Origin of the sequence: Senegalia massiliensis, from assembly GCF_009911265.1 — a bacterium.
In the GTDB taxonomy this organism is placed as follows: domain Bacteria; phylum Bacillota; class Clostridia; order Tissierellales; family SIT17; genus Anaeromonas; species Anaeromonas massiliensis_A.
Window position 1 is genome coordinate 229,352 of record NZ_QXXA01000001.1, and the last position, 26,780, is coordinate 256,131.

The window sequence follows — 26,780 nt, forward strand, 5'->3', positions numbered from 1 at the left end:
AACTCGCTTTTTTTATGTGTTTAAATTAAATAGGAGGTGCCTTGATATTAAAGAACTTCAAATTAACGAGCAAATTAGAGACAGAGAAGTAAGACTTATTGATTCCAATGGTGATCAAGTAGGAGTTGTTCCTGTTAAAAAAGCTCAAGCTATTGCTTATGACAGGAAGCTAGATCTTGTAAAAGTAGCTCCAAATGCTAAACCACCAGTTTGCAGAGTAATGGACTACGGTAAGTACAAATATGAACAAGCTAAAAAAGAAAAAGAAGCTAAGAAAAATCAAAAAACTATTAACATAAAAGAAATAAGACTTACACCAAGAATAGAAGAACATGACCTTAATGTTAAAAGTAGTAAAGCAATCAAATTTCTTGAAAACGGAGATAAAGTAAAAGTTACAGTTAGGTTTAGAGGAAGAGAGCTTGGACATACAGAAGTTGGAAAAGAAGTACTTGGACAATTTGCTGAATTGACTTCTGAAGTAGGAGTTATAGATAAAAAAGCTAAAATGGAAGGTAGAAACATGGTAATGTTTTTATCTCCAAAAGAGTTATAATCGAGAGGAGGAAATAGCATGCCAAAAATGAAAACTCATAGAGGAGCAGCTAAAAGATTTAAGAAAACAGGTAAAGGTAAGATAAAAAGATGGAGTAACTATACAAGTCATATCTTAGGTAAAAAATCTTCAAAAAGAAAAAGACAATTAAGAAAAGAAAAGATAATGGACAATAGTGATCAAAAGAGAATAGAAAAGTTATTACCATACAAATAGAAGAGGATAGTTAAAAGGAGGTTTTTAGAATGGCAAGAGTTAAAAAAGCAATGAATGCTAAAAAGAAACATAAAAAAGTATTAAAACTTGCGAAAGGATATTATGGGGCAAAAAGTAGATTGTTCAAACCTGCAAATCAAGCAGTTATGAGAGCCCTTAGATCAGCATATATTGGACGTAAATTAAGAAAAAGAGATTTTAGAAAACTTTGGATTACAAGAATAAATGCTGCTGCAAGAATGAATGGTTTATCTTATAGTAAATTTATAAATGGATTAAAGAAGTCTAATATAGATATAAATAGAAAAATGCTTTCTGAAATGGCAATTTATGATCCAGAAGGATTTAAATCATTAGTAGAAACAGCAAAAGAAAATATATAAGATAAAAGTTCCGATTACCGGAGCTTTTATTTTTGATTTTTTTAGGCTATAATACATTTTGTTACTTTTACTCTTAAACTTAAAATGATATAATGGAAATTAATTGTTAATAGATGATTTTAGGGGATGATTAAAATAGAACTTAAAAATAGAGTTAATGAATTAAAATCTAATCCTGCACAAGTATTAGTTCTAGGATTTGCTGCCTTAATATTTATAGGGGCAACATTACTTAATTTACCTATGGCTTCTGCTAGTGGCAAAAGTATTGGGTTTATAGATGCATTTTTTACTGCTGCTTCAGCAGTATGTGTTACTGGGCTTGTAGTAGTTAATACTGCAGCTCATTGGTCACTATTTGGTAAAGTTGTAATCCTTCTTTTAATACAGATTGGAGGGTTAGGATTTATGACTATGGCAACTTTAGTACCATTAGTTATAGGAAAAAAGATAACACTTAAAGATAGACTTATAATGCAAGAAGAGCTTAATCAATTTTCACTTTCGGGAGTTGTTAAGCTTACACGTTATATTATAATATCTACTTTTGTGATAGAAGGTATAGGAACCATATTATTATCTTTTAAATTTATACCTGAATATGGAATTGGAACAGGATTATGGTATTCTGTATTTCATGCTATATCAGCTTATTGTAATGCAGGATTCGATATTATAGGTAATAGTTTAGAATCTTATGTTACTAGTCCTATTATAAATGGAACTATAAGTTTACTTGTTATATTAGGAGGTATAGGATATTCAGTCTATCTTGATATGTCTTCTACAAGACAATTTAGAAAATTATTGTTACATACAAAAGTAGTTTTAGTTATGACTTTGGTTCTTTTAGTAATAGGGTTTGTAATATTCTTAGCTGTAGAATATAATAATCCTGAAACTATTGGAAATTTATCATTTGGTTCAAAAGTAATGGCTTCATTCTTCCACTCAGTGCTTCCTAGAACAGCAGGGTTTAATAGTGTAAGTATGGCGGGGGTTACAAATGCTACTGCTTTTATGATAATAATTCTTATGTTTATAGGAGGATCGCCAGGGTCTACTGCAGGTGGTATAAAAACTACAACAATAGGAGTTGTAATACTAGCGATTATTTCAGTTGTTAGAGGGGATAGTGATGTTAAAATTTTTGCAAGAAGAATTCCTGTAGAGATTATATTTAGAGCGCTTGCAGTTCTTGGAATAGGACTACTTATAGTAATAGTAGTTACAATGATATTGTCCTTAACAGAAACTAATTTAGAAAGATATAGTTTTTTAGATATTACTTTTGAAACTGTATCAGCATTTGGTACAGTAGGTCTCTCTAGAGGGCTTACTCCTCACTTGTCAGATATTGGAAGAGTAATAATTGCAATAACAATGTTTATTGGAAGGCTTGGACCACTTACAATGGCATTTGCATTTGCTAAGAGAAGAAAAGAGAAAAAAGGATTATATAGATATCCAAAAGAAAGAATTACTGTAGGCTAGGAGGTTTTTATATGAAACAATTTGTGGTAATAGGTTGTGGAAGTTTTGGTACAAGTGTTGCTGTTACACTTTATAATTTAGGTTATGATGTATTAGCTATAGATAAAAATGAAGAAAAAGTACAGGAAATATCAGATAAAGTAACTTATGCAGTTCAAGCAGACGCTATAGATGAAAACTCACTTAAGTCATTAGGAGTGAGAAACTTTGATGTTGCAGTAGTTACTATAGGTTCGGATTTACAGGCATCTATAATGGCAACATTAATGGCAAAAGAATTAGGAATAAAATTTGTAATAGCTAAAGCACAGAATGCACTTCATGCAAAAGTACTAGAAAAGACAGGGGCAGATAAAGTGGTATTCCCTGAAAGAGATATGGGAAGTAGAGTTGCTAGAAGTTTAGTATCTTCTAATATATTAGATCATATTGAATTTGCACCTGATTATAGTATTGTTGAGGTAACTGCTCTAAAAGATTGGGAAGAAAAAACATTGAATCAATTAAAGTTACCAAGTAAATATGGAATAAACGTTATTGCAATTAGACATGGTGAAGAGATAAATATTACACCTTATGCTGATGATAAAATTGAAAAAGGTGATGTTTTAATTGTAATTGGACATAACAAAGATTTGAAAACATTGGAAAAATAGGTGACAATATGCAGATAGAAAGTTCATCCAATAAAATTATAAAAGAAGTTAGGAGCTTAAACAAAAAAAAGAATAGGTTAAAAAGAGAACTTTATTTTATAGAGGGTATCAGAATAGTTGAAGATGCTATAAAATCAGAAGAAGATATAAAATATATTTTATACTCGGATAAGTTGTTTGATGTTCAAATGGGTAAGCAATTACTTGATTTTATAGATGAAAAATATAAAACATATAAAGTTAATGAATCTTTATTTAATGAGTTATCCGATACAGAGACTCCTCAAGGAATACTAGCAGTTATAAAGATGAAAAATTATAGTATAGAAGATATATTTACAAAAAGAGATTTTATAATAATATTAGATAGACTACAAGATCCGGGTAATATGGGTACTATAATAAGAAGTGCAGATGCGTTAGGAGCTACAGGTATAATTATAAGTAAAGGTTCAGTTGATATTTATAATCAAAAGGTCTTGCGTTCTACAATGGGTTCTTTATTTCATATTCCTATAATTCATGTAGAAGATTTAAAAGGAACAATTTTAAAGTTAAAAGAAAGAGATATAAAAATTTTTGCTACTACATTAAATAAATCTAAATATTGCTATGATGTTGATTTTAAAAAAAATATAGCAGTTATTGTAGGGAATGAAGGAAATGGAGTAGAAAGTGATATATATAATTTAAGTGATGAAAATATAATTATACCTATGCTTGGAAATTCAGAATCATTAAATGTTGCTATGGCTTCCTCTATAATTATGTATGAAGTACTAAGACAAAGAAAAAATATTTAGAAAATTTATATTTTATGCTTGTATACTCCTTGTATTTATATTAATTGAGTGCTATAATTTAATTAAATAGCATTAAAGGGGTGTAAGCAAATGGCATATGCTCAATTGTTTTGGCATATTTTTGAACTTACGGGATCTGTAAATGCATATCTTATGTATAAGAACTTATCGATAAATTAATATTTAAAAGTTATGATGAAGAGAGTAAATATTTGACACATATACAGAGAGAGAATATCTTGGCTGTAAATATTCTTATATGTGATGATATTGAAGTTCACTTCTGAACTGCTAGATTGAAAAAAAGTAGATCTATGCCAGCTTTGCTGTTAAAATTTTGAGTGGCTATATTTTTATAGCTATAAGAGTGGTACCGCGGATAACCTTCGTCTCTTTGAGATGAAGGTTTTTATTTTATGTAAAAAGAAAGGAGTATTTTTATGAGAGAAAAAATTAAAGATTTAAGAAGTGTTGCTATAAAAGAATTAAATATGGTTAAAAGTTTATCTGATTTAGATAAATTTAAAGTTAAGTATTTAGGAAAAAAAGGGGAGCTTACTAAGATATTAAGAGGTATGGGTTCTTTATCTAAAGAAGAAAGACCTATAATTGGTAAGGTTGTTAATGAAGTAAGAGAAGAATTAGAAGATAAAATGAAAGATATGAAACTAGCTTTACAAAATGAGAGAAAAAAGGAAAAATTAAAAAAAGAAAAGTTAGATATTACTTTACCAGGTAAAAAGTTAAATTTAGGACATAGGCATCCTTTAATGCAAACAATAGAAACTTTAGAAAATGTGTTTTTGAATATGGGCTTTGAAATAGTGGAAGGTCCAGAAGTTGAAACTGTAGGTAATAATTTTGATGCTTTGAATTCTCCTGAAAATCATCCTTCAAGAGATACAACTGATACATTTTATATAACAGATGATATATTACTTAGAACTCATACTTCTCCAGTTCAAATTAGAGTTATGAAAGAAAAAACGCCACCTTTAAAAATAATTTCAGCAGGTAGGACTTTTAGATTTGATGATGTAGATGACACACATTCACCAATGTTTCACCAGTTGGAAGGTTTAGTAATAGACAAAAATATTACAATGGCAAATTTAAAACATACAATAGATATGTTTATAAAAGAATTATTTGGAGAAGGAATGAAAACTAGATTTAGACCGCATTATTTTCCTTTTACAGAGCCAAGTGCTGAAGTAGATGTTTCTTGTTTAGAATGTATGGGAGAAGGCTGTAAATCATGTAATGGTACAGGTTGGAGTATGGAATTATTAGGTTGTGGAATGGTTCACCCTCAGGTACTTAAAAATTGTGGATTAGATCCAGATGAATATAGTGGATTTGCATTTGGACTTGGTGTAGATAGAATTGCAATGGTTAAATATAATATAAATAATATTAGACTATTATTTGAAAATGATATGAGATTTTTAAATCAATTTTAATAAGGAGGAAAATTATGTTGATACCAATTAAATGGCTAAGAGAATATGTAGATATAGAAGATATTGAAACAAGAGAACTAGCAGAAAAACTTACAATGAGCGGTTCACATGTTGATTCAATTGAACAAGTAGATAAAGGTGTAAAAAAAGTAGTGGTAGGTAAAATTTTAGAAATAAATCCTCATCCTAATGCTGATAAACTTGTTATAACTAAGATTGATATAGGAGAAGATATTTTACAAATAGTTACTGGAGCTACTAATATAAGCGAAAATGATTATGTTCCAGTAGCGTTGGTTGGAGCACGACTACCAGATGGTACAAAAATTAAAAAAGGTAAATTAAGAGGAGAAATATCAAAAGGAATGCTTTGTTCAGCTAATGAACTTGGTATAAAAGAAGATTTAATTCCAAAAGAATTAAAAGATGGTATATATATATTAGACGAAGAATTTACATTAGGACAAGATATAAGAAAGACTTTAGAACTTGAAGGTGAAGTTATAGATTTTGAAATAACTCCTAATAGACCAGATTGTCTAAGTATTATAGGTATGGCACGTGAAACAGCAGCCACTTTTTCTAGAAAATTAAAATATCCTGAAATTATCATCCAAAATCAGATAGATAACATAAATAATCTAATAAATAATATTGAAATCAAAAATGAGAAATTATGTAATAGATATTATGCTAAGGTTGTAAAAAATGTAAAAGTAAAATCTTCACCTATGTGGTTACAAAGGAAATTGGTAGAATCAAATATTAGGCCTATAAATAATATAGTAGATATAACAAATTATGTTATGCTTGAATTAGGTCAACCAATACATGCCTTTGATTTAGATAAAATAAAAGGTGATAAAATAATTGTTAGAAATGCAAATAATGATGAAAAAATAACCACATTAGATTCAGTGGAAAGAAAACTTTCGGAAGATATGTTAGTTATATCAGATGTAGAAAAACCAATTGCAGTAGCAGGTGTAATGGGTGGAGAAAATACAGAAGTAGATTCTAATACAAAAAATATACTTATAGAATCTGCAAATTTTGATGGTAGAAATATAAGACTTACTGCAAAGGGGTTAGGAATAAGAACCGATGCTTCAGCAAAATATGAAAAAGATTTAGACTCAAATATTTCAGATCAAGCAGGTAATAGAGTATGTCAACTAATAGAGATGATTGGCGCTGGAGATATTGTAGAGGGTAATATTGATATATATCCAAACAAATCAGATAAAATAAATATTGAACTAAGACCAAATAAAGTAAATGATATGCTTGGAATAAATTTAGATACTAATGATATGATTAAGATCTTAAATGATTTAGAGCTTAAATCATTTAAGAAAGATGGCTATATTATTGCAACTATACCTACCTTTAGAAGTGACATAACAATGGAAACAGATTTAGTAGAAGAAATAGGAAGAGTATATGGATTTCATAATATTGAATCTAAACCACTCGTAGGAGTATTAACTAAAGGTGGTAAGAGTCTAAAAAGAGAGATAGAAGATTATATAAAAAAATCACTTACAGGTATGGGTATAAATGAAATAACAACATATTCATTTATAAGTCCTAAAGTTTATGATAAGATTAATTTGCCAGAAGATAGTTTAAAGAGAAGAAATGTAAAAATTAAAAATCCATTAGGTGATGACTTTAGTGTTATGAGAACTACGCTTATTCCAAATACATTGCAAGTATTGGCTAGAAACTATAAGTATGGAGTAAATAAAGCTTGGAGTTATGAAATTGGAAATATATTCATACCAAAAAGTATTGATTCAAAAAGTCTTCCACAAGAAATAAAGAACTTAACTATAGGAATGTATGGGGAGTCAGATTTCTTTTACTTGAAAGGGATATTAAATAATATCTTTTCACTACTTGGAATTGAAGATGTAGAATACTTTGTAGAAGAAAATAATAATACCTTTCATCCTGGTAGATGTGCTAGTATAATGAAGGGAAATCATGTTTTAGGAATTATAGGAGAAGTTCATCCAGATGTTATGAATAATTATGGATTAAAACAGAGAACTTATATAACTGAAATTGATTTAGATATTTTAACTTATTTAACTAAATTAGATAGAGAATATAAGGAGTTACCTAAATATCCATCTATTACTAGAGATATAGCATTAGTAGTTGATGAGGAAGTTTTAGTAAAACAAATAGAAGATATAGTAAAAGAAAATTCAGGAGATTTAGTTGAAGAAATAAATTTATTTGATATATATAGAGGAGATCAAATACCAGAAAATAAAAAAAGTGTAGCATACTCTATTGTTTATAGATCTAGGAAAAAAACATTAAAAGATGAAGAAGTTTCAGAAGTTCATCAAAAAATAGTAGAAAAATTGATTGATAAACTTGATGCAAGTTTGAGAAAATAAATATAAAGGGTATGGTTTAAACCATACCCTTTATATTTATTGATATAAGCTATATAATAAATATATAAAGAATGAAAGAGGAGAGGATTTTATGGCTGAAAAAAGAAAAGTCATAGTAAAAATAAATGGACAAGATTATACTGTAATAGGAGAAGAGTCTGAAGAGTACATTAACCATATTGCCAACTATATAGATTCAAAGATGAAAGAAATTATAAATAAGAATAACAAATTTAGTCAATCAATGGCAGCAATACTTACTGCATTTACTATAACTGATGAATATTATAAGGTTAAACTTGATTTAGAGGACTTAAAAGAAGAAATTAAAGAACCGCTTGAAGAGTTAGATAGGGTTAAAAGTGAAAATTCAGAATTAAATATTGAAGCTAAAAAGTTAAAATCTGAAAGAGATGAAGTTAGAGAAGAACTATATAATGTAAAAAAACAAAATGATAAGAATTCTACATTGGCTAAAGATCTTAAAGATTCCCTACAATTAAAAGAAAAAGAATTAGAAGAAAGTGAAAAAATGATAAATGGATTGCAAAATAAACTATTTGAAAATCAAGTAGAATTAATAAAGCTAAAAAAAGAGTTGGAAGAATTAAAAAACGAATATGATAAATAAATAAAGAATAAATTTTATTCCAAAGTTTAGAATATATATTAATATCTAAACTGGAGGAATAAAAATGCATAAACATTTAGTAGAAGATCCAATATATTTGGTACGTGCAATAGGTGTTTACTTTTTAGCTTTATTAACTGTAAGACTTATGGGAAAAAGATCTATAGGTGAATTAGGCGCTTTTGATTTTGTATTAATGACTGGTATTGGTCATATAATGAGTGCAGTAGCATTAGAACGTAAAATACCTTTTCATGATGGTATATTAGTTTTAGTTACAATAGCTGCCCTAGAGGTTGTTTTAGCTGTAGTTGCTTACAAATCTAGAAAGGTTGCAAAAGTAATTGAAGGTAGACCAAGATATCTTATAAAAGATGGAAAAATATTAAAAGAAAATATGAGAAAAGAAAAATTTAATATATATAATTTAAGACAAGAATTAAGAATATTTGGTGTAGATGATGAAAAAGAAGTAGAAAAAGCTACAATAGAAGCTTCTGGAAAATTTAGTGTAATATTAAAGAAGACTGAGGGGCATGTGAGGAGAAAAGATCTTGGTATATATAAGGAAGATGGAAGACCTCAATATATTGACAAAAAAATTTATGAGATTAAATCAGAAATAGATAGATTAAATATTACTTTAAATAACCTTATTATAGAAGTAAGGAAGATGAATAGAGACGAATAGATTAAAAGTAACGTAGAGAGGTGTACAATAATTTGAATATTATAAATGGAAAATCCTTAAATACATTAGAATATTTTAAAATAAAAGATAAACTCAAAAAGAAGGCAGAGTCATTTTTAGGAAAAAAAATAGTAGATGAATTATTTCCTATGAAAGATTATATTGAAGTAAAAAACTCACAAGATGAAACAGAAGAAGCTTTAAATATTATGTTAAGGCGAGGAAATCCTCCATTAGGAGGTATATATGATATTAAAGATAGTGTAATAAGAGCTGAAAAAGGCGGGGTTCTTTATCCATCTTCGTTACTTCAAGTAGGTGATAGCCTAAGAGCAGCTAGAAATTTAAAAACTTTTATTAAAAGCGATAGAGAAGATAATGATTCAAGTTATCCTATACTTGAAAGATATATCTATAATTTAGTAATAAACAAAGATTTGGAACAGGAAATTGAAAGAATAATAATAAGTGAAGAAGAAATTTCTGATAATGCAAGTTCAGATTTAAGAAGTATAAGAAGAAGAATAGAGTCTAAAAACTCTTCTATAAAAAGTAAGTTAAATTCCATAATTAATTCATCAAAAGAGAAAAAGTTATTGCAAGATAATATTATAACTATTAGAAATGAAAGATATGTTGTTCCAGTAAAGCAAGAAAATAGATCTAATTTTAAAGGATTAGTACATGATCAATCTGCAAGTGGTGCAACTTTATTTATTGAGCCAATGGCTATTGTAAATTTAAATAATGAATTAAAAGAATTAAAAATTGAAGAAAAACGAGAGATTGAAAGAATATTAAAGAGCTTAAGTGGAGAAGTGGCATCTATAAGTGGAGAATTAATCCAAAACCAAAAAGTATTATCAATGATTGATTTTATTTTTGCTAAAGGAAAGTTAGCATTAGAGATGAATGCTATAAAACCACTATTGAATACAAATGGAGATATATTTTTAAAAAAATCTAGACATCCATTGATATCAAAAGATGAAGTTGTGGCAAATGATATTTATGTTGGCGATGATTTTCATACACTTATAATAACTGGTCCCAATACTGGAGGTAAAACAGTAACTTTAAAAACAGTAGGTTTACTTACATTAATGTGTCAATCAGGACTCCATATACCTTGTGATCAAAATAGCAAAATGGCAGTATTTAATAATGTGTTTGCGGATATAGGAGATGAACAAAGTATAGAACAAAGTCTAAGCACATTTTCATCTCATATGACTAATATAGTTAAAATAATAGATGGGGTAGAAGAAAATAGTTTGATTCTTTTTGATGAGTTAGGTGCAGGTACTGACCCTACAGAAGGAGCAGCGCTTGCAATGTCAATATTAGAATATTTAAATACTAAAAATGTGAAAACTATAGCTACAACTCATTATAGTGAATTAAAATTATATGCATTATCAACTGATGGAATAGAAAATGCGTCTGTTGAATTTGATGTTCAATCCTTAAGACCTACTTATAAACTTCTTATAGGAATACCTGGAAAATCTAATGCATTTGAGATATCTAAAAGACTTGGATTAAGTGACGATATAATAGATAAATCTAGAGAAATATTATCAAAAGAAAATATACAATTTGAAGATGTATTATCTCAAATAGAAGTAGATAGGAAAATTAGTGAGGAAAACAAACAAAAATCAGAGAGACAAAGAAAAGAAATTGAAAGACTTAAAAATGAATTGGAAGAAAAACGATCAAAAATAGAAAAAATTAGAAAAGAAACTTTAAGAGAAGCAAAAATTGAAGCTAGAGAAATACTTGAAAAGGCTAAAGAAGAATCCAGTAATATAATAAAAGAACTTAGAAATTTATCTACTGATATAGAAAAAGAAAAAAACAAAAAAATACAACAAGCCCAAAATAAATTAAAAACTAATTTAGATAATGTAAGTGAAGGACTTACAGAAAATATATTAGGTAAGTCTACAAATGCACCACCTAAAAATATAAAATCTGGAGACAGTGTAAAGCTATTAAATTTAAATCAAATAGCTACTGTACTTACAGAGCCAGATAAAGATGGGAATCTTACTGTACAAGCTGGTATCATGAAAATAAATGTAAATTTAAATAATATTGAAAAGACAAAAGATAATGTTGAACAAAAATCAGAAAAAAATACTAGAGGAATGATAAAGTCCAAAGCTAAATCTATAAAGACTGAATTAGATTTAAGAGGTAAGAATGTAGAAGAAGGAATGCTTGAAGTTGATAAATATTTAGATGATGTATATATGTCTGGTTTAAGTCAAGTTACAATAATTCATGGAAAAGGTACTGGTATATTAAGAGAAGGAATAAAGCAATATTTGAGAAATCATAAACTTGTTGATTCATTTAGAATTGGAAAATATGGAGAAGGTGGAACAGGTGTTACAATAGTAAATCTAAAGTGAGGGTAAATTGATGAAGGAAATAGGTATAAAAGATATAAATGATATATTTGTAGGGAATGCAGAATATGAAAATGGCCCTACAGGATGTACTGTTATTATTTCAGAAGAAGGATTTGTAGCTGGAGTAGATGTAAGAGGTGGAGCCCCAGGCACTAGAGAAACTGATGTCTTAAAACCAGAAAACATGATAGAAAAAGTACATTGTGTTTTTTTAAGTGGAGGAAGTGCATATGGGCTTGATTGTGCTAGTGGTATCATGGAGTTTTTAGAAGAAAAAAATATTGGATTTGATGTAGGAGTAGCAAGAGTTCCTATAGTCTGTGGTGCTGTTTTATTTGATTTAAATCTAGGAGATCCAAAAGTTAGACCAGATAAGAATCTAGGTTACAATGCTTGTAAGAATGCATATAGTAACAATTTTAAACAAGGTTCTTTTGGGGCAGGTATAGGAGCAAGTATTGGAAAGTTATATGGGCTAAATAGTGCCATGAAAGGTGGTATAGGTATTTATGGTATTCAAGTTGGGGATTTAAAAGTTTTATCAATAGTAGCTGTAAATGCTTTAGGAGATATACTTGATAATGGAAAAATAATTGCAGGACTTAGAAATGATGAAAATAAGTTTTTAGAAACAGAAAAAGAAATGATAAAAAATTACAATAAAACAGAAAATTTATTTGGACAAAATACTACAATAGGAGCAGTAATAACAAACGCTAAATTCAATAAAGCACAAATGAATAAAATAGCTTCTATGGCTCATAATGGCTTTGCAAGAGCTATAAGACCATCTCATTCTATTTTTGATGGAGACACTATTTTTACGCTTTCTACAGGTAAAATAAATGCTGATATAAGTGCTGTTGGTATGCTTGCTAGCATTACTATGGAAAATGCAATTATAAATGGGGTTAAAAAAGCTGATTCAAAAGAAAATTTAATAACATATAAAGACTTAAAAAAATAGAGTTAAAGTTAGTATAAAATAAACACAATATATAATGTGAAATGGTATTGTAGAGTATGTTAAAGGGTATACTTAATAAATAAAGGTAATACTTGAAAAAATATAAAAGGAATTATATAGCACTATATATTCTAAAAAGTATAATTATATAATTTTTGGTAAGTAAGAATATCTAAATTTTACTTGAATAGTATTTAATATTATGGTATATTAAATAGAAATTAATATTTAAAATTCAATGAAGAGGATAGTAAAATATAAAAAAGAGTCTTAGAGAGTCGGGAAATGGTGAAATCCTGATACCTTTTAATATTTGAAGAGAGCCTTGGAGAAACCATCTGAAATGAGTAAGATGTGTCGGTTGAACCGTTATTTTATTATGAGTGGACAATAAATTTTTGTCAATTAGAGTGGTAACACGGGTTTAACTCGTCTCTTATATAAGAGACGAGTTTTTTTTGATAGAAAATATTTTTAGGAGGTAGAATGATGATAGATTTTAAAGAGAAAATTGGAGAAATTATAAATCAAAATGTGGAACAAATATCTAAAGAAGAGGTATTAGAATTATTAGAAATTCCACCAAGTTATGATATGGGAGATTATGCAATGCCGTGTTTTAAGATGGCAAAAATATTTAGAAAATCTCCTAATTTGATAGCAGAAGATATAGTAAATATGATCGGAGAAAATAAATATTTTGAAAAGATTGAGAATAAAGGTGCATATGTAAACTTTTTTGTAAATAAAGAATTATTTTCAGAGACTGTATTAAAGGAAGTATATGAAAAGGAAAATAAATATGGTGCTACAAATGTAGGGAAAAATAGAAATGTAATAGTTGAGTTTTCATCTCCTAACATTGCTAAGCCTTTTCATATAGGTCATATTAGAAGTACTGTAATTGGACATTCAATTTATAAAATATATGATTTCTTAGGTTTTAATACAATAGCTATTAATCACTTAGGTGATTATGGTACACAATTTGGTAAATTGATTGTTGCATACAAAGCATGGGGAGATAGAAAAGTTATAGAATCTAATCCAATACCGGAACTTCTTAAATTATATATTAAATTTCACGAAGAAGTAGAAAAGAAACCTGAATTAGATGATAAAGCCCGTGAATGGTTTTTAAAGCTAGAAGGAGAAGATCCTGAAGCAAAAGAATTATGGCAGTGGATTAGAGATGTTAGTTTAAAAGAGTTTAATAGAGTTTATGAGATGTTAAATATAAAGTTTGATTCATTAGCAGGTGAAAGCTTTTATTCTGATAAAATGCCTAGAGTAATAGATATTATGAATGAAAAAGGGATATTAGAAGATTCACAAGGCGCAAGAATAGTAGATTTAGAATCTTATGGTATGCCACCTGCACTTGTACAAAAAAGAGATGGATCTACATTGTATATTACTAGAGACGTTGCAGCTGCTTTATATAGAAAAGAAACATATGATTTTTATAAAAATATTTATGTAGTTGGTTCTCAACAAATTCTGCATTTTCAACAATGGATGAAAATGGTTGAATTAATGGGATTTGATTGGGCAAAAGATTGTGTGCATGTTCCATTTGGAATGGTATCATTAGAAGAAGGTACAATGTCTACACGTAAAGGTAGAGTAGTATTCTTAGAAGATGTTTTAAATAAAGCAGTTGATAAAACTAGAGAAATAATAGAACAAAAAAATCCAAACTTAGAAAATAAAGAAGAAGTTGCAAAACAAATAGGAATAGGAGCTATAGTATTCCAAGAGCTATCAAATAGTAGAATTAAAGATTACACTTTTTCATGGGATAAGACATTAGCATTTGAAGGTGAAACAGGTCCATATGTTCAATATACTCATGCAAGGGCAAATAGCATACTAAAAAAAGCTAATGTTGACGTTACTGATGATATTGATTATTCATTATTATTAAATGAGGAAGCAGTTAATGTAGTAAGACTTCTACATGATTTCAAACAAGTTGTAATTGATGCTATGGAAAAATATGAACCTGCAATAATAACACGTCATATAGTTGATATAGCTCAAGCATTTAATAGATTCTATCATGATTGTCCAATTTTAGTAGATGATGAAAATGTTAAAAAAGCTAGATTATTATTAGTAAAATCTACAAGAGATGTATTAAAAACAGGTCTTTCACTTATATCAGTAGAAGCTCCTGAAAAAATGTAATTAATAGTAGATATATTATTTTAAAACATCCTGCAAAATATTAGAAAATATAATTTGTAGGGTGTTTTTATGGTCTTTAAAAAATACTTATGTTGGTATTGAATTAATAGAAGGGAGGAACATATGTCTAAAGATATAATTGAAAAAATAATAAATTCAGCGTCGACAATGGATGCACTTAAAAATAATAAAAATGTAATTAGGAATTATCAGTTACAATTGATGTTGAGTACTATTAAATCTTTAATTCCTTCAGAAGATAAAAAAGGTATAAGAATATATTATCCTCGGTTTATAAAGGAGATGGAACTTTTAAAATATTATATTTATAATACTGATAAAAATAAAACTAATAATTATTATAAATATAAAGACTCAAACTTTACAGCTAGAATAATACCTATAGTTATTACTAATTCTGATTTTGATATTGCTAGAGAAGAGATTATAAAGAACATTTTATTTTTTACTGGGAATATAAAAAGTTTATTAAGTGGTATTTTATTAGGGAAATTATTAGATAGATTAATCAATGGAGAGTATAAAAAAGAAGAAATATTAAAAAACTTAAAAAATGAAATAATAAACTTTTCTCAAACTGAATTTTTAAAGAAATATAAAGAATACTATAGAATAGATTTAGAAGAATATGAAGGTAATTATACAATAAACTTTGAAAAAGAAAGAATAAATTTGATAAATACATTAAATGATATATCATATAATGATGATATTATTAAAAAAAGCATATTGATAATTGAAAATCATTGTGAAGTTGATAGTACTAAAATTAATGACATATTTTTATTATCAGTATTAGGAGTTTATTCTGAAGAAATAAATAAAATAGAATATAATGATAAAAAGTTTATGACTAAAATATCAGATTATTTAGTTAAACTTAGAAAAGGCAGAATTGATCCTAGTAGTTTAAATATAAACATGAATAATATACCAAATTTATTCGATTCTAATCAAGGTGATATTATAGATCATCCTTTGTTAAATAGATCAAAAATAATAAAAAAATATTATGAAAATGATACGGTGACTATAGAAGTCATGACAAAATCAGGATTATATATATTTCAAAAATAAAACACCCTAGTACTAGGGTGTTTTATTTATTTTTTTAAGTAATCTATAAATTCTTCTTCAGAACTATCTGCAAGTTCACTAAGTTCGCTAACAATACTATTTTTCAAAGATAAATATTCCTCTAAATTTTTATTTTCACCTGTATATTGCAATGCTTCTAATATAAGTAGCATGTCTTTTTTAGGTATTTCAGCTATAGATATTTTTTCAAATTCTTGCATCATTTTTCTCCTTTCATAATTACTAATAAAATAGTTGTATATAATATCTTTCTACAAAAGTGTATATTATTCCTCTTTTTTTTACAAGGAATATAAATAATAATTATTATTTATTTGGAATAAAATTATATTTAAAGAGTATTTTTTTAATAGGAGGGGTAGTTTTGAGTATATTATATAAATATGATAGAGAAAAAGCAAAACAATATGCTAAAAAATGGGCTTTTAAAAGAAATCCTAAATATTATAATTTTGAAGATTTAGGAGGGGATTGTACTAATTTTATTTCACAAGTGTTATATGCAGGAGGATGTCCTATGAATTACAATAGATGGACTGGATGGTATTATAACAATATAAATGACAGAGCACCTGCATGGACTTCTGTAAATTATTTAAAAAAGTTTTTGGAAAATAATACTGAAAGAGGCCCAATTGTAGAAAAAAGTAATATTGATAAAGTTGAAATAGGAGATATAGTGCAACTTAATTTTGATTCAGATATAGTATTTGAACATTCTCTAGTTATAGTTGATATTAAAAGTCCAAGAACTTTAGAAAATATTTATATATCAACCCATACATATGATAGGTATAATTATTCTTTAGCAAATTATTTCGTAAAAGAGATAAACTTTTTTCATGTTTTAGGATATAAAAAATAGAGAATTTGCTGGTATGATAAAAAAGTATTATAATGATATGAAGAAAAGATTACCCAATTAGGAGTGCAAAAGATGAAATTATTAATTACAACACTTAATTCAAAATTTGTACATTCATCTCTTTCTATAAGATATTTAAAAGAATATATAAAAGATTTAAATGTTGATATAGACATAGAAGAATATACAATAAATCAAAATTTAGATTTTATAGTATCAGAAATTTTCAAAAAAAATATACATGTAGTAGCATTTTCTACATATATATGGGGAGTTAAAGAAACTATTACTATATGTGAAAAATTAAAAATTATAAAACCAGATTTGAAAATTATACTTGGTGGTCCTGAAGTTTCTTTTGATATAAAACAATTAATGAATAATAATAAATTTATTGATTTTATAATTTATGGTGAAGGTGAAGAAACCTTTAGAGAGCTTATTATTAACATGATAGGAAATAAAAAGTATGATGATTTATTAGGTCTTGCATATAGAGTTGGAGATGATATAAAAATAAACTCTCCTAGACCATTAATAAATAATTTAGATAAAATTCCTTCTCCATTTATGAGTAATATGAATTCCTTTAAGAATAAAATAATATATTATGAGACATCAAGAGGTTGTCCATTTAATTGTAAATTTTGCTTATCTTCCACAATAAAAGGAGTAAGATTTTTTTCAATTGATAGGGTTAAAAAAGATTTAAAATTCCTTATAGATTCTAAAGTGAAACAAGTTAAATTTGTAGATAGAACATTTAATGCAGATAAAAAATATTCAATTGAAATAATGACTTATATAATGAAAAATAATCCTGAAAATATTAATTTTCATTTTGAAGTAACAGCTCACTTATTAGATAGGGAAATGATAGAGTTTTTAAAAAATGTACCTGAAGGCATGTTTCAATTTGAAATAGGGGTACAGTCTACAAATGAAAAAACTATAGAAGCAATAGGAAGAACTACTGATTTTGATAAACTTTCATCTGTAGTTAAAGAGATAAATAATTATAAAAACATTCATCAACATCTAGATCTAATAGTAGGTCTTCCATATGAAAATTATAATAGCTTTAAAAATTCATTTAATGATGTGTATAATTTAGAGCCTGAAAAACTACAATTAGGTTTTTTAAAATTATTAAAAGGATCTGAATTAAGACAAAAAACAAGAGAATATGGTTTTAAGTTTCATGATTCACCACCTTATGAAATTATGGAAAATAAATTTATAAGTTATAATGAAGTTTTAAAACTTAAGATCATTGAAGATTTAGTTGATAAATATGGAAATGAATTAAATTTTAAAAATAGTATAAATTATATAATTAAAAATTATTTTGATAATCCTTTTGATTTTTATGAACATTTTTCTCGCTACTGGGAAGAACGAAGATATCATACTATATCCCATAGCTTAAAGAGATTATATGAAATATTGTATGAATATTTTATATTTTACTTTAAAAAAGATAATGATATATTTAATGATATTTTAAAATATGATTATATCTTTAATAATAATAAATCAATGCCAAATTACATTAAGTTCTATGATGAATATAAAATAAAAAAACTTCGTCATGATTTTTTAAAGAAAGATGATAATTTAAAAAAATATTTGCCAAGTTATATAGGTTTATCTGCTAAGAAAATAATAAAAGACATTTCAATTATAAGTTTTAAATTTGATGTTGAAACCTTTTTAAAAACTTTTGATAAAGAAGATATATCATATGTGAAAAAAATATATCTATTTGAGCATAAGGGAAAAAATAATGTTTTTACCAAGTCAAAAGTATATGATATTACAAAAGAATTTTTAGAAGAGGAGAGTTAAAATGGTTATATTAAAAGACTTATTATATTTAAATAAAGATGCATTTAATAAGACTATTCGTCTGTTGACGAAAAACTGGACATTAATACTTACAGGAATAGCATATTTAGTTATAAATATTGTATTAGGAATAGTTGTTAACACATTATTTATGGGGGTTTTAAGAATAATAGGGGGGATAGTTTTAACACTTGCAATGGCTTCTATGATTTCTAATTATTTATATCTACTGCAAAATATAATTAGAGTAGAAAAGTTTGATTTAGAAGATTTTAAAATGGGTTTTACAGCTCTTCTTCGTAAAGTATACAGTGTACTTTTAATTGGATGGCTTGCAAGTTTATTATATAATATGATTTTATCACCTTTGATTGGAAGTTTAGGAAGTTTTATTACTATGCTTATACCATTAGCTATATTTATATTTTTAAATGCACTTCCAGAATCTCTTTATCAAAAGTTTTATGACCCTTGGGAAACTATAGTTTATGCATTTGAGTTTATAAAGGAAAACTGGTTAGAATGGTTTATACCTAATATTATATTTATGATTCTATTATATATTTTATCTGGAAGATTGTTATTAAATTTATTCTCTATTAATTTTAGCTTAGGATTAAATTTTTCTACTTCTTCAATTATAATATATATAATAGGACAAATACTTTTTTCTTTTGTTATGATTTATAGAGGAGTATTATTTGAAAACCTTAGTACAAGTACTAGAAGGAAGAGAATATATATGAGGGATTTATATAAATAAAGTAGTATTTTATAATATGAGATTTAGATAATAAGCTATTCTATAAGGTTTGGAGGGGTATTATGAACTTGCAATTTAGAAGTATGGATAAAAAAGATATTTTAGTTGTATATGAGTTTTTTAATGATTTAAAAGAAGAGAAGGCAGAGGTTACATTTGTAGATATAAACTCTAAAGATCAAGTAAAACAAATGTTAGAAGATAAAAATAATTATTTGTATATTTGTGAAGAGGAAGGAGAGTTAATAGCAGTATTTAGGGGGATAAGAGGAAAAGGTAAAGAAAACCATAGTGCGTTTTTAACTTTAGCAGTAAGAAAAAAATTAAGAGGTAAAAAGATTGCTCAAAGCCTTACTGAATTTGGATTAAAAGATATGAAAAATAATGGTATAAAAATAGTTCGAGCATATGTTTATAATGATAATTATGCATCACTAAATACTTTATTAAAATTAAGATTTAGCATATCAGGTTCTGTTCATATGGATCATTATGATGAAACTAAAGGGCATTATGTAGACGATATAATATTTCATAAAATTTTATAGATACAAAGGAGTTTAATATGAAAACTATAGAAGAGTATTTTGAATCAAAAACAGATAATATTTATTTTATTGAATTGAAAAACAAAGAACAATTAGAAGTTAAAGGAATAGAGCTAGATGAAACTATACCTTATCCTTTAATTGTAAAAAACTTAGCAAAAGAAATAAAAAGTAATAAAGAAGTAGAAGAACTTAAAGTTAAATATATGGTGGATGGGATTATATATTTACTTGGTATAGATCCTAAATTTAAGCATAAAGAAAAATATTTAGAATTTTTGTATTCATATGATTCTAATATTAAAGGATATATATTATCAGAAGGTATAAAAAAATTAAATGATAATAAAATAGATGAAGCCCTTATATATTTAAGAAGTTTACTAAATATAGATAGAGAAAATGTAAAAGCATTATATAGTTATGGATTAGCTTTGGAAAATAAATCTATAGAATTCTATAATAAAAATGAAAGTCAATCAGGAAATATATTTTTTAAAAAATCAACTTATATGTTTGAAACTATATTAGATATAGATCCAAGCTTTAGTCTTGCTTATTATAAATTAGGATATCACTATAGAAATAGTAAGCAATTTAAGAAGTCAGAAATTATATGGGAAAAATTTGTTAATATGACTTCAATGAATGAATTAATAGATGAAGTAAAATTACAATTAGAAGCTATGAAAGATGATGTTAGATATGAAGAAGGATATAACTTAGTGTTGATAGGAAAAGCTAATGAGGGATTAGAAAAGTTACTTCCGTTGGTAGAAGATCATGGAGATTGGTGGAATTTGTTATTTTTTGTAGGACTTGCTTATAGACAACTTGGAATGTATAGTGAGGCTGTAAGTTATTTTGAGAAGGTATTGATATTTGAAGCTAATCAAATAGATACTTTAAATGAGCTTGGATTATGTTATGCAAATTTAGAAAAATATACACAAGCTATAAATAAGTTTGACAAAGCATTGGAATTAAAACCTAAAGAATCAGAAATATTATGCAATAGAGGAATGACATATTTACAAATGAATAATCTAAAAAAAGCGGAAATAGATATAGAAAGAGCATTTGAATTAAATCCTGAAGATGAAGTAACTAAAGCTTGTATGATAGAAATAGATAAAAGAAAAGAGTAAATTTGCTCTTTTCTTTTATTGTTTTCAAAAGATTACAGAAAATTAAAAATTAAATTTATTATTTAAAAAAGGTATTAGAAAATAAATATCTAATATATATATAATAGCCTTAATTAATTTAAATATTAACAATTGGAAGGGGAGAATTAATGCAGACAATTAAAGAGTTAATAAAGAAAAGTCAAAATCAAAAAACAAAAAAGCTTGCTATTGCAGCATGTGAAGATAAAGAATTATTAAAAGCTATAGTGGAAGCTGCAGAATTAGATATTATAGATCCTATATTGATTGGAGATATAATAAAAACACAGTTAATTGCAAAAGAATTAAATCTTAATATAGAAAAATATAAAAAAATAAAAACCAAAGATATAAGAGAGTCAGCAATGACTGCTGTAAAACTTATAAAAGCAGGTGAAGCTGATTTTATAATGAAGGGTTTAATTGACACTTCAATATTACTAAAAGAAGTTTTAAATAAAGAATATGGATTGAGAGAAGAGAATTTATTAAGTCATGTAATGATATACGAAATACCTAGTTATCATAAATTACTTGCATTAACAGATGGAGGTATGAATATAAATCCTAGTGTAGAAGAAAGAATATCTATAATAAAAAATGGAACAAATGCATTAATGAGATTAGGATATAAAAAAGTTAATGTAGCATGTCTTTCTGCCAAAGAAAAGGTGAATCCTAAAATGCAATCTACTGTTGATGCAAAAAATATAGAAGAATTATGGAAAAAAGAATCTGTTCAAAATGTTATTGTAGAAGGACCTTTAGCATTAGACTTAGCTATATCAAAATCAGCAGCTCAGACTAAAGGGTTCGAAAGTAATATTGCAGGTGAAACTGATATTTTGCTTGTACCTAATATAGAAATGGGGAATGGTATAGGTAAAAGTTTGACTTATTTTGCTAAAGCAAAATCTGCAGGTGTTATAATGGGAGCAAAAGTACCTATAGTATTAGTATCAAGAGCAGATGACTATGAAACAAAATTAAACTCAATTGCACTAGGTAGCGTAATATCTTAAAAAGGAGTGTAGATTTATGAAAAAACTTTTAACGGGTAATGAAGCAGTAGCTAGAGGTGCTTATGAATCAGGGGTAACATTAGCAGCAGCGTATCCAGGTACACCTAGTACTGAAATACTAGAAAACGTTTCTAAATATAAAGAAATTTATTCAGAATGGTCACCTAATGAGAAGGTTGCTTTAGAAGTAGCTATAGGGGGTTCTATTGCAGGAGCAAGAACATTAGCTGCTATGAAGCATGTAGGTATTAATGTTGCGGCAGATCCTTTATTTACATTTGCATATACTGGAGTAAACGGGGGTTGTATAATTATATCTGCTGATGATCCTGGCATGCATAGTTCTCAAAATGAACAAGACAATAGGTATTATGCAAAAGCAGCAAAGCTAGCTATGTTAGAGCCAAGTGATAGTCAAGAGACTAAAGATTTTGTTAAGGAAGGGTATAGGATAAGTGAAGAATATAATATTCCAGTATTATTAAGATTGACTACTAGAATATGTCATAGTAAAGGGTTAGTTGAAGAGAGCAATAGAGAGAGTGTAGAAATAAAACAATATGAAAAAAATATACCTAAATATGTTGCTACACCAGCTAATGGTAGAAAGCTACATATTGATTTGGAAGATAGATTAATAAAACTTGAAGAATATAGCAATAATACACATTTAAATACTATAGAGTGGAATGATAAAAAAATAGGGGTAATATCTTCTGGTGTTGCATATCAATATGCTAAAGAGGTATTTGGTGAAAATGCATCTTTTTTAAAGTTAGGTTTTACATTCCCATTACCTAAGGAGAAAATTAAAAACTTTGCATCTGAAGTAGAAAAACTATATGTTATAGAAGAATTGGAGCCGTTTTTAGAAACAGAAATAAAGGCTATGGGTATAAAGGTAATAGGAAAAGAATATATACCTTTAACTGGAGAACTTAATCCAGATATAATACGTGAATCATTGCTAAATAAAAAGGTAGAGAAAATTAATAGAAACGAAGAAATGATTATAGGGAGACCTCCTACTATGTGCGCAGGATGTCCACATAGAGGATTATTTTATGAATTAAGTAAAAAGAAGAATGTTGTAGTTACAGGAGATATTGGATGTTACACATTGGGTTCAGCTCCTCCTCTTAGCACAATGGACACTTGTATTTGTATGGGTTCTAGCATTAGTGCTGGTCATGGGTTTAACAAGGCATGCGAAGTTAATGGAGTTGATAAAAAAGTAGTAGGAGTTATTGGAGATTCTACATTTTTTCATTCAGGTATTACAGGATTAATAGATATTGTATATAATAAAGGAAATTCTGTAACGATAATACTAGATAATAGAATAACAGGAATGACAGGACATCAAGAAAATCCAGGAACAGGGTATACATTAATGGGAGAAGAGGCACCACAAATAGATATAACTAAATTATGTGAATCTATAGGAGTAAAAGATATAAAAACAGTTAATCCATTAGATCTTTCAGAAACTAAGAAAGCAATTGAAGAGTCTCTTAAGTTAGATGTTCCTTCGGTTATTATAACTAAGTATCCTTGCGTTTTAAAGAAGTCTACACAAGAAGAAATAGAGGATTATGGGCTTGATAGAAAAGCATGTGTAGTAGAAAGTACTGAATGTAGAAAATGTAAAATGTGTTTAAAATCTGGCTGTCCAGCAATATCTTTTGAACAAGATAAAGGATCTATTATAGATGAAAATATGTGTGTAGGTTGTGATGTATGCTTGCAAATATGTCCTTTTGATGTAATTAAAAAGGTGGGTGAATAAAAATGAATAAAGTGAAAAATGTATTATTAGTTGGAGTTGGGGGACAAGGAATTATTCTTGCTAGTAAGATTTTGTCTGCTGGCTTAATAAGTGCAGGCTATGATGTTAAAATGTCTGAAGTACATGGTATGGCCCAAAGAGGGGGCAGTGTTACTACACAAATAAGATATGGAAGCAAGGTTTATTCGCCTATAATAGGTAAAGGTCAAGCAGATGTTATAGTAGCATTTGAACAAATGGAAGCAGCAAGATGGATAGATTATTTGAGGCCAGAAGGAAAAATAATAGTAAATGATTATAAAATACCTTCTGCTCCAATTTTAATAGGTGAAAGAGAATATCCTAAAAATATATTAGATGATTTAAAGTCTAAAGCAAATGTAAGTTTAGTTAAAGGATTTAAACTTGCTAAAGAATTAGGAAATGTAAGAACTCAGAATATAATAATGATTGGAGCATTAATTGAATTTATAGATATAGATGGTGTGGAATGGAATGAAATATTGAAGGAAAATATAAAAGAAAAGCATGTTGATTTAAACATAGAAGCACTTACTATGGGGAAAGGACTTTTAGATTAAGAATCTTTTGATTCTTAATCTTTTTTTATTGTTTAAAGTATAGTATTTATATTTTTTTAAAAATGTATTGACAACCTTAAAATATTTTGATATAGTACTAAGAGTCGTCAGGAAAGCTTGTCTTTCTAAGTAAAAAAAGAATTTAAAACAAAATAAAAAAGTTCTTGACAAGTTACTTAAAACCTGATATAGTATTAAGAGTCGCTAGCAAACAGTGACAACGAATTGGTCTTTGAAAACTGAACAGTGTAGATAACAACAACTTATAAGTTGTAAAATTATAAAGCTAAATTAAGCTAACGTTTGATTCAATTTTGGGTCAAAGGAAAACAAACTTTAAATTTTTATTGAGAGTTTGATCCTGGCTCAGGACGAACGCTGGCGGCACGCCTAACACATGCAAGTCGAGCGAGAAAATTAAAATTGATTCTTCGGATGATTTTTTAATCTTTCTAGCGGCGGACGGGTGAGTAACGCGTGGGAAACCTGCCCTATACAGGAGGATAGCCTCGGGAAACCGGGATTAATACTCCATGAAACTCTAGCACCGCATGGTGCATGAGTCAAAACTCCGGTGGTATAGGATGGTCCCGCGTCCCATTAGCTAGTTGGTAAGGTAACTGCTTACCAAGGCAACGATGGGTAGCCGGCCTGAGAGGGTGATCGGCCACACTGGAACTGAGACACGGTCCAGACTCCTACGGGAGGCAGCAGTGGGGAATATTGCACAATGGGGGAAACCCTGATGCAGCGATGCCGCGTGAGCGATGAAGGTCTTCGGATCGTAAAGCTCTGTCCTTAGGGAAGAATTTTGACGGTACCTAAGGAGGAAGCCCCGGCTAACTACGTGCCAGCAGCCGCGGTAATACGTAGGGGGCGAGCGTTGTCCGGAATCACTGGGCGTAAAGGGAGCGTAGGCGGCTTTGTAAGTCAGATGTTAAAGCCATTGGCTTAACCAATGTAAGCATTTGAAACTACAAAGCTTGAGTACAGGAGAGGAGAGTGGAATTCCTAGTGGAGCGGTGAAATGCGTAGATATTAGGAGGAACACCAGTGGCGAAGGCGACTCTCTGGACTGTTACTGACGCTGAGGCTCGAAAGCGTGGGGAGCGAACAGGATTAGATACCCTGGTAGTCCACGCCGTAAACGATGAGTGCTAGGTGTTGGGGCCGACAGGTTTCAGTGCCGCAGTTAACACATTAAGCACTCCGCCTGGGGAGTACGATCGCAAGATTAAAACTCAAAGGAATTGACGGGGGCCCGCACAAGCAGCGGAGCATGTGGTTTAATTCGAAGCAACGCGAAGAACCTTACCAGGACTTGACATCCCACAGACAGCCTTAGAGATAAGGCCTTCCCTTCGGGGACTGTGGTGACAGGTGGTGCATGGTTGTCGTCAGCTCGTGTCGTGAGATGTTGGGTTAAGTCCCGCAACGAGCGCAACCCTTGCCTTTAGTTGCCAGCAGGTTATGCTGGGCACTCTAGAGGGACTGCCGGTGACAAACCGGAGGAAGGTGGGGATGACGTCAAATCATCATGCCCCTTATGTCCTGGGCTACACACGTGCTACAATGGTCGGTACAACGGGTAGCCAACCCGCAAGGGGGAGCTAATCCCAATAAGCCGATCCCAGTTCGGATTGTGGGCTGCAACTCGCCCACATGAAGTTGGAGTTGCTAGTAATCGCGGATCAGAATGTCGCGGTGAATGCGTTCCCGGGCCTTGTACACACCGCCCGTCACACCATGGGAGTTGGTAATACCCGAAGCCACCGAGCTAACCCTCGGGATGCAGGTGTCGAAGGTAGGATCAATGACTGGGGTGAAGTCGTAACAAGGTAGCCGTATCGGAAGGTGCGGCTGGATCACCTCCTTTCTAAGGAGTAATTTCTACACTGTTCATTTTTGAGAGACTAATTAATTTTAGTTTACTCTTTTATGGGGGTATAGCTCAGTTGGGAGAGCACCTGCCTTGCACGCAGGGGGTCAGGAGTTCGAGTCTCCTTACCTCCACCATTGATACAGTAAATTAAATTGAATAATAAAAACTAAAGATGTAACATTTTAAAAAGTCCTTTGCTTAAGCTTAGGATATTAATTTTCTAGTTTTTTATATTTTAATTCAACTGTATTTTGTACCTTGAAAATTACACAGAAATATATTAAACAATTTTAGCGAAATGTAAGTCATT

The 26,780-nt window shown here is 28.7% G+C and carries 24 protein-coding genes, 1 tRNA gene, 1 rRNA gene and 3 other annotated features (1 of these 29 cut by a window edge); of the genes, 25 read left to right on the forward strand and 1 reads right to left on the reverse strand.

Annotated elements, in window-relative coordinates; all coding sequences use genetic code 11:
- Positions 1-21 (forward strand) — a sequence feature (ribosomal protein L20 leader region); it begins 120 nt to the left of the window's first position.
- From infC to D3Z33_RS01185, 15 genes are all read left to right on the forward strand, one after another.
- The gene (gene infC / locus D3Z33_RS01115; protein ID WP_160195952.1) at positions 17-556 is read left to right on the forward strand and encodes a translation initiation factor IF-3; all 540 of its coding nucleotides are present in this window, start codon (positions 17-19) and stop codon (positions 554-556) included. It overlaps the preceding feature by 5 nt.
- An 18-nt stretch (positions 557-574) precedes the next feature.
- Positions 575-772: a 50S ribosomal protein L35 gene (gene rpmI, locus D3Z33_RS01120; protein WP_160195953.1), complete on the forward strand. Its 198-nt coding sequence runs from the start codon at positions 575-577 to the stop codon at positions 770-772.
- 29 nt (positions 773-801) lie between these two features.
- Positions 802-1,155 carry a 50S ribosomal protein L20 gene (gene rplT / locus D3Z33_RS01125; protein ID WP_130807422.1) on the forward strand — a complete coding sequence of 118 codons (354 nt, stop codon included), beginning with the start codon at positions 802-804 and terminating at the stop codon, positions 1,153-1,155.
- Positions 1,156-1,281: 126 nt separating this feature from the next.
- Entirely contained in the window at positions 1,282-2,649 is a 1,368-nt protein-coding gene (locus tag D3Z33_RS01130; RefSeq protein WP_160195954.1) for a TrkH family potassium uptake protein, read from the forward strand.
- An 11-nt stretch (positions 2,650-2,660) separates the two neighbouring features.
- Positions 2,661-3,305, forward strand: coding sequence for a potassium channel family protein (locus D3Z33_RS01135; RefSeq protein WP_160195955.1), 645 nt, complete (start codon positions 2,661-2,663; stop codon positions 3,303-3,305).
- 8 nt (positions 3,306-3,313) lie between these two features.
- A complete protein-coding gene (rlmB, locus tag D3Z33_RS01140; protein ID WP_160195956.1) occupies positions 3,314-4,108 on the forward strand; it encodes a 23S rRNA (guanosine(2251)-2'-O)-methyltransferase RlmB in 795 nt (264 codons plus the stop codon).
- A 90-nt stretch (positions 4,109-4,198) separates the two neighbouring features.
- Positions 4,199-4,288, forward strand: a complete 90-nt coding sequence (locus tag D3Z33_RS01145) for a YqzL family protein (protein ID WP_130807418.1) — start codon at positions 4,199-4,201, stop codon at positions 4,286-4,288.
- A gap of 3 nt (positions 4,289-4,291) precedes the next feature.
- Positions 4,292-4,505, forward strand: a binding site (T-box leader).
- 43 nt (positions 4,506-4,548) lie between these two features.
- Complete coding sequence (gene pheS / locus D3Z33_RS01150; protein ID WP_160195957.1) at positions 4,549-5,571, forward strand: phenylalanine--tRNA ligase subunit alpha; 1,023 nt, start codon at positions 4,549-4,551, stop codon at positions 5,569-5,571.
- A gap of 14 nt (positions 5,572-5,585) precedes the next feature.
- A complete protein-coding gene (gene pheT, locus D3Z33_RS01155) occupies positions 5,586-7,985 on the forward strand; it encodes a phenylalanine--tRNA ligase subunit beta (protein WP_160195958.1) in 2,400 nt (799 codons plus the stop codon).
- Positions 7,986-8,076: 91 nt separating this feature from the next.
- Positions 8,077-8,616, forward strand: coding sequence for a cell division protein ZapA (gene zapA, locus D3Z33_RS01160; RefSeq protein ID WP_160195959.1), 540 nt, complete (start codon positions 8,077-8,079; stop codon positions 8,614-8,616).
- Positions 8,617-8,680: 64 nt separating this feature from the next.
- Positions 8,681-9,307, forward strand: a complete 627-nt coding sequence (locus D3Z33_RS01165; RefSeq protein ID WP_160195960.1) for a DUF421 domain-containing protein — start codon at positions 8,681-8,683, stop codon at positions 9,305-9,307.
- Between the two features lie 41 nt (positions 9,308-9,348).
- The gene (locus D3Z33_RS01170; RefSeq protein WP_160195988.1) at positions 9,349-11,727 is read left to right on the forward strand and encodes an endonuclease MutS2; all 2,379 of its coding nucleotides are present in this window, start codon (positions 9,349-9,351) and stop codon (positions 11,725-11,727) included.
- 10 nt (positions 11,728-11,737) lie between these two features.
- Positions 11,738-12,694, forward strand: a complete 957-nt coding sequence (locus D3Z33_RS01175; protein ID WP_160195961.1) for a P1 family peptidase — start codon at positions 11,738-11,740, stop codon at positions 12,692-12,694.
- Between the two features lie 229 nt (positions 12,695-12,923).
- Positions 12,924-13,134: a binding site (T-box leader), on the forward strand.
- A gap of 52 nt (positions 13,135-13,186) precedes the next feature.
- On the forward strand, positions 13,187-14,884 hold the full coding sequence (gene argS / locus D3Z33_RS01180; RefSeq protein WP_347561161.1) for an arginine--tRNA ligase: 1,698 nt from the start codon (positions 13,187-13,189) through the stop codon (positions 14,882-14,884).
- A 123-nt stretch (positions 14,885-15,007) separates the two neighbouring features.
- Entirely contained in the window at positions 15,008-15,982 is a 975-nt protein-coding gene (locus tag D3Z33_RS01185) for a hypothetical protein (protein WP_160195963.1), read from the forward strand.
- 26 nt (positions 15,983-16,008) lie between these two features.
- Here the strand turns inward: D3Z33_RS01185 and D3Z33_RS01190 are convergent, their stop codons facing one another.
- Positions 16,009-16,203, reverse strand: a complete 195-nt coding sequence (locus D3Z33_RS01190) for a hypothetical protein (protein WP_130807410.1) — start codon at positions 16,201-16,203, stop codon at positions 16,009-16,011.
- Between the two features lie 164 nt (positions 16,204-16,367).
- Here D3Z33_RS01190 and D3Z33_RS01195 point away from each other — a divergent pair, with 164 nt between their 5' ends.
- The 10 genes from D3Z33_RS01195 to D3Z33_RS01240 all read left to right on the forward strand — a co-directional run bounded on the left by D3Z33_RS01195 (position 16,368) and on the right by D3Z33_RS01240 (position 26,604).
- Positions 16,368-16,868, forward strand: coding sequence for an amidase domain-containing protein (locus tag D3Z33_RS01195; RefSeq protein WP_160195964.1), 501 nt, complete (start codon positions 16,368-16,370; stop codon positions 16,866-16,868).
- Positions 16,869-16,940: 72 nt separating this feature from the next.
- Complete coding sequence (locus tag D3Z33_RS01200; RefSeq protein ID WP_160195965.1) at positions 16,941-18,716, forward strand: B12-binding domain-containing radical SAM protein; 1,776 nt, start codon at positions 16,941-16,943, stop codon at positions 18,714-18,716.
- A gap of 1 nt (position 18,717) precedes the next feature.
- Positions 18,718-19,479, forward strand: coding sequence for a hypothetical protein (locus D3Z33_RS01205; RefSeq protein ID WP_160195966.1), 762 nt, complete (start codon positions 18,718-18,720; stop codon positions 19,477-19,479).
- 62 nt (positions 19,480-19,541) lie between these two features.
- Positions 19,542-20,027: a GNAT family N-acetyltransferase gene (locus D3Z33_RS01210; protein WP_160195967.1), complete on the forward strand. Its 486-nt coding sequence runs from the start codon at positions 19,542-19,544 to the stop codon at positions 20,025-20,027.
- Positions 20,028-20,044: 17 nt separating this feature from the next.
- Positions 20,045-21,175, forward strand: a complete 1,131-nt coding sequence (locus D3Z33_RS01215; RefSeq protein WP_160195968.1) for a tetratricopeptide repeat protein — start codon at positions 20,045-20,047, stop codon at positions 21,173-21,175.
- A gap of 149 nt (positions 21,176-21,324) precedes the next feature.
- Positions 21,325-22,218, forward strand: coding sequence for a bifunctional enoyl-CoA hydratase/phosphate acetyltransferase (locus tag D3Z33_RS01220; RefSeq protein WP_160195969.1), 894 nt, complete (start codon positions 21,325-21,327; stop codon positions 22,216-22,218).
- Between the two features lie 16 nt (positions 22,219-22,234).
- Complete coding sequence (iorA, locus tag D3Z33_RS01225; protein ID WP_160195970.1) at positions 22,235-24,007, forward strand: indolepyruvate ferredoxin oxidoreductase subunit alpha; 1,773 nt, start codon at positions 22,235-22,237, stop codon at positions 24,005-24,007.
- A gap of 2 nt (positions 24,008-24,009) precedes the next feature.
- Positions 24,010-24,588 carry an indolepyruvate oxidoreductase subunit beta gene (locus D3Z33_RS01230; protein ID WP_160195971.1) on the forward strand — a complete coding sequence of 193 codons (579 nt, stop codon included), beginning with the start codon at positions 24,010-24,012 and terminating at the stop codon, positions 24,586-24,588.
- A 343-nt stretch (positions 24,589-24,931) separates the two neighbouring features.
- Positions 24,932-26,464: ribosomal RNA gene (locus tag D3Z33_RS01235) — 16S ribosomal RNA — on the forward strand.
- Positions 26,465-26,528: 64 nt separating this feature from the next.
- Positions 26,529-26,604: transfer RNA gene (locus D3Z33_RS01240), tRNA-Ala, on the forward strand.
- Positions 26,605-26,780 lie beyond the last annotated feature (176 nt).

Bases quoted from the DNA above. Each gene is read 5' to 3' on its own strand.
- rplT (WP_130807422.1), top strand. From the start codon at position 802: ATGGCAAGAGTTAAAAAAGCAATGAATGCTAAAAAGAAACATAAAAAA.
- D3Z33_RS01230 (WP_160195971.1), top strand. From the start codon at position 24,010: ATGAATAAAGTGAAAAATGTATTATTAGTTGGAGTTGGGGGACAAGGA.
- rlmB (WP_160195956.1), top strand. From the start codon at position 3,314: ATGCAGATAGAAAGTTCATCCAATAAAATTATAAAAGAAGTTAGGAGC.
- D3Z33_RS01185 (WP_160195963.1), top strand. From the start codon at position 15,008: ATGTCTAAAGATATAATTGAAAAAATAATAAATTCAGCGTCGACAATG.
- rpmI (WP_160195953.1), top strand. From the start codon at position 575: ATGCCAAAAATGAAAACTCATAGAGGAGCAGCTAAAAGATTTAAGAAA.
- D3Z33_RS01190 (WP_130807410.1), bottom strand. From the start codon at position 16,203: ATGCAAGAATTTGAAAAAATATCTATAGCTGAAATACCTAAAAAAGAC.
- D3Z33_RS01220 (WP_160195969.1), top strand. From the start codon at position 21,325: ATGCAGACAATTAAAGAGTTAATAAAGAAAAGTCAAAATCAAAAAACA.
- zapA (WP_160195959.1), top strand. From the start codon at position 8,077: ATGGCTGAAAAAAGAAAAGTCATAGTAAAAATAAATGGACAAGATTAT.
- pheT (WP_160195958.1), top strand. From the start codon at position 5,586: ATGTTGATACCAATTAAATGGCTAAGAGAATATGTAGATATAGAAGAT.
- D3Z33_RS01200 (WP_160195965.1), top strand. From the start codon at position 16,941: ATGAAATTATTAATTACAACACTTAATTCAAAATTTGTACATTCATCT.
- D3Z33_RS01175 (WP_160195961.1), top strand. From the start codon at position 11,738: ATGAAGGAAATAGGTATAAAAGATATAAATGATATATTTGTAGGGAAT.
- D3Z33_RS01215 (WP_160195968.1), top strand. From the start codon at position 20,045: ATGAAAACTATAGAAGAGTATTTTGAATCAAAAACAGATAATATTTAT.
- D3Z33_RS01165 (WP_160195960.1), top strand. From the start codon at position 8,681: ATGCATAAACATTTAGTAGAAGATCCAATATATTTGGTACGTGCAATA.
- D3Z33_RS01210 (WP_160195967.1), top strand. From the start codon at position 19,542: ATGAACTTGCAATTTAGAAGTATGGATAAAAAAGATATTTTAGTTGTA.
- D3Z33_RS01205 (WP_160195966.1), top strand. From the start codon at position 18,718: ATGGTTATATTAAAAGACTTATTATATTTAAATAAAGATGCATTTAAT.
- iorA (WP_160195970.1), top strand. From the start codon at position 22,235: ATGAAAAAACTTTTAACGGGTAATGAAGCAGTAGCTAGAGGTGCTTAT.
- D3Z33_RS01145 (WP_130807418.1), top strand. From the start codon at position 4,199: ATGGCATATGCTCAATTGTTTTGGCATATTTTTGAACTTACGGGATCT.
- pheS (WP_160195957.1), top strand. From the start codon at position 4,549: ATGAGAGAAAAAATTAAAGATTTAAGAAGTGTTGCTATAAAAGAATTA.
- D3Z33_RS01130 (WP_160195954.1), top strand. From the start codon at position 1,282: ATGATTAAAATAGAACTTAAAAATAGAGTTAATGAATTAAAATCTAAT.
- D3Z33_RS01135 (WP_160195955.1), top strand. From the start codon at position 2,661: ATGAAACAATTTGTGGTAATAGGTTGTGGAAGTTTTGGTACAAGTGTT.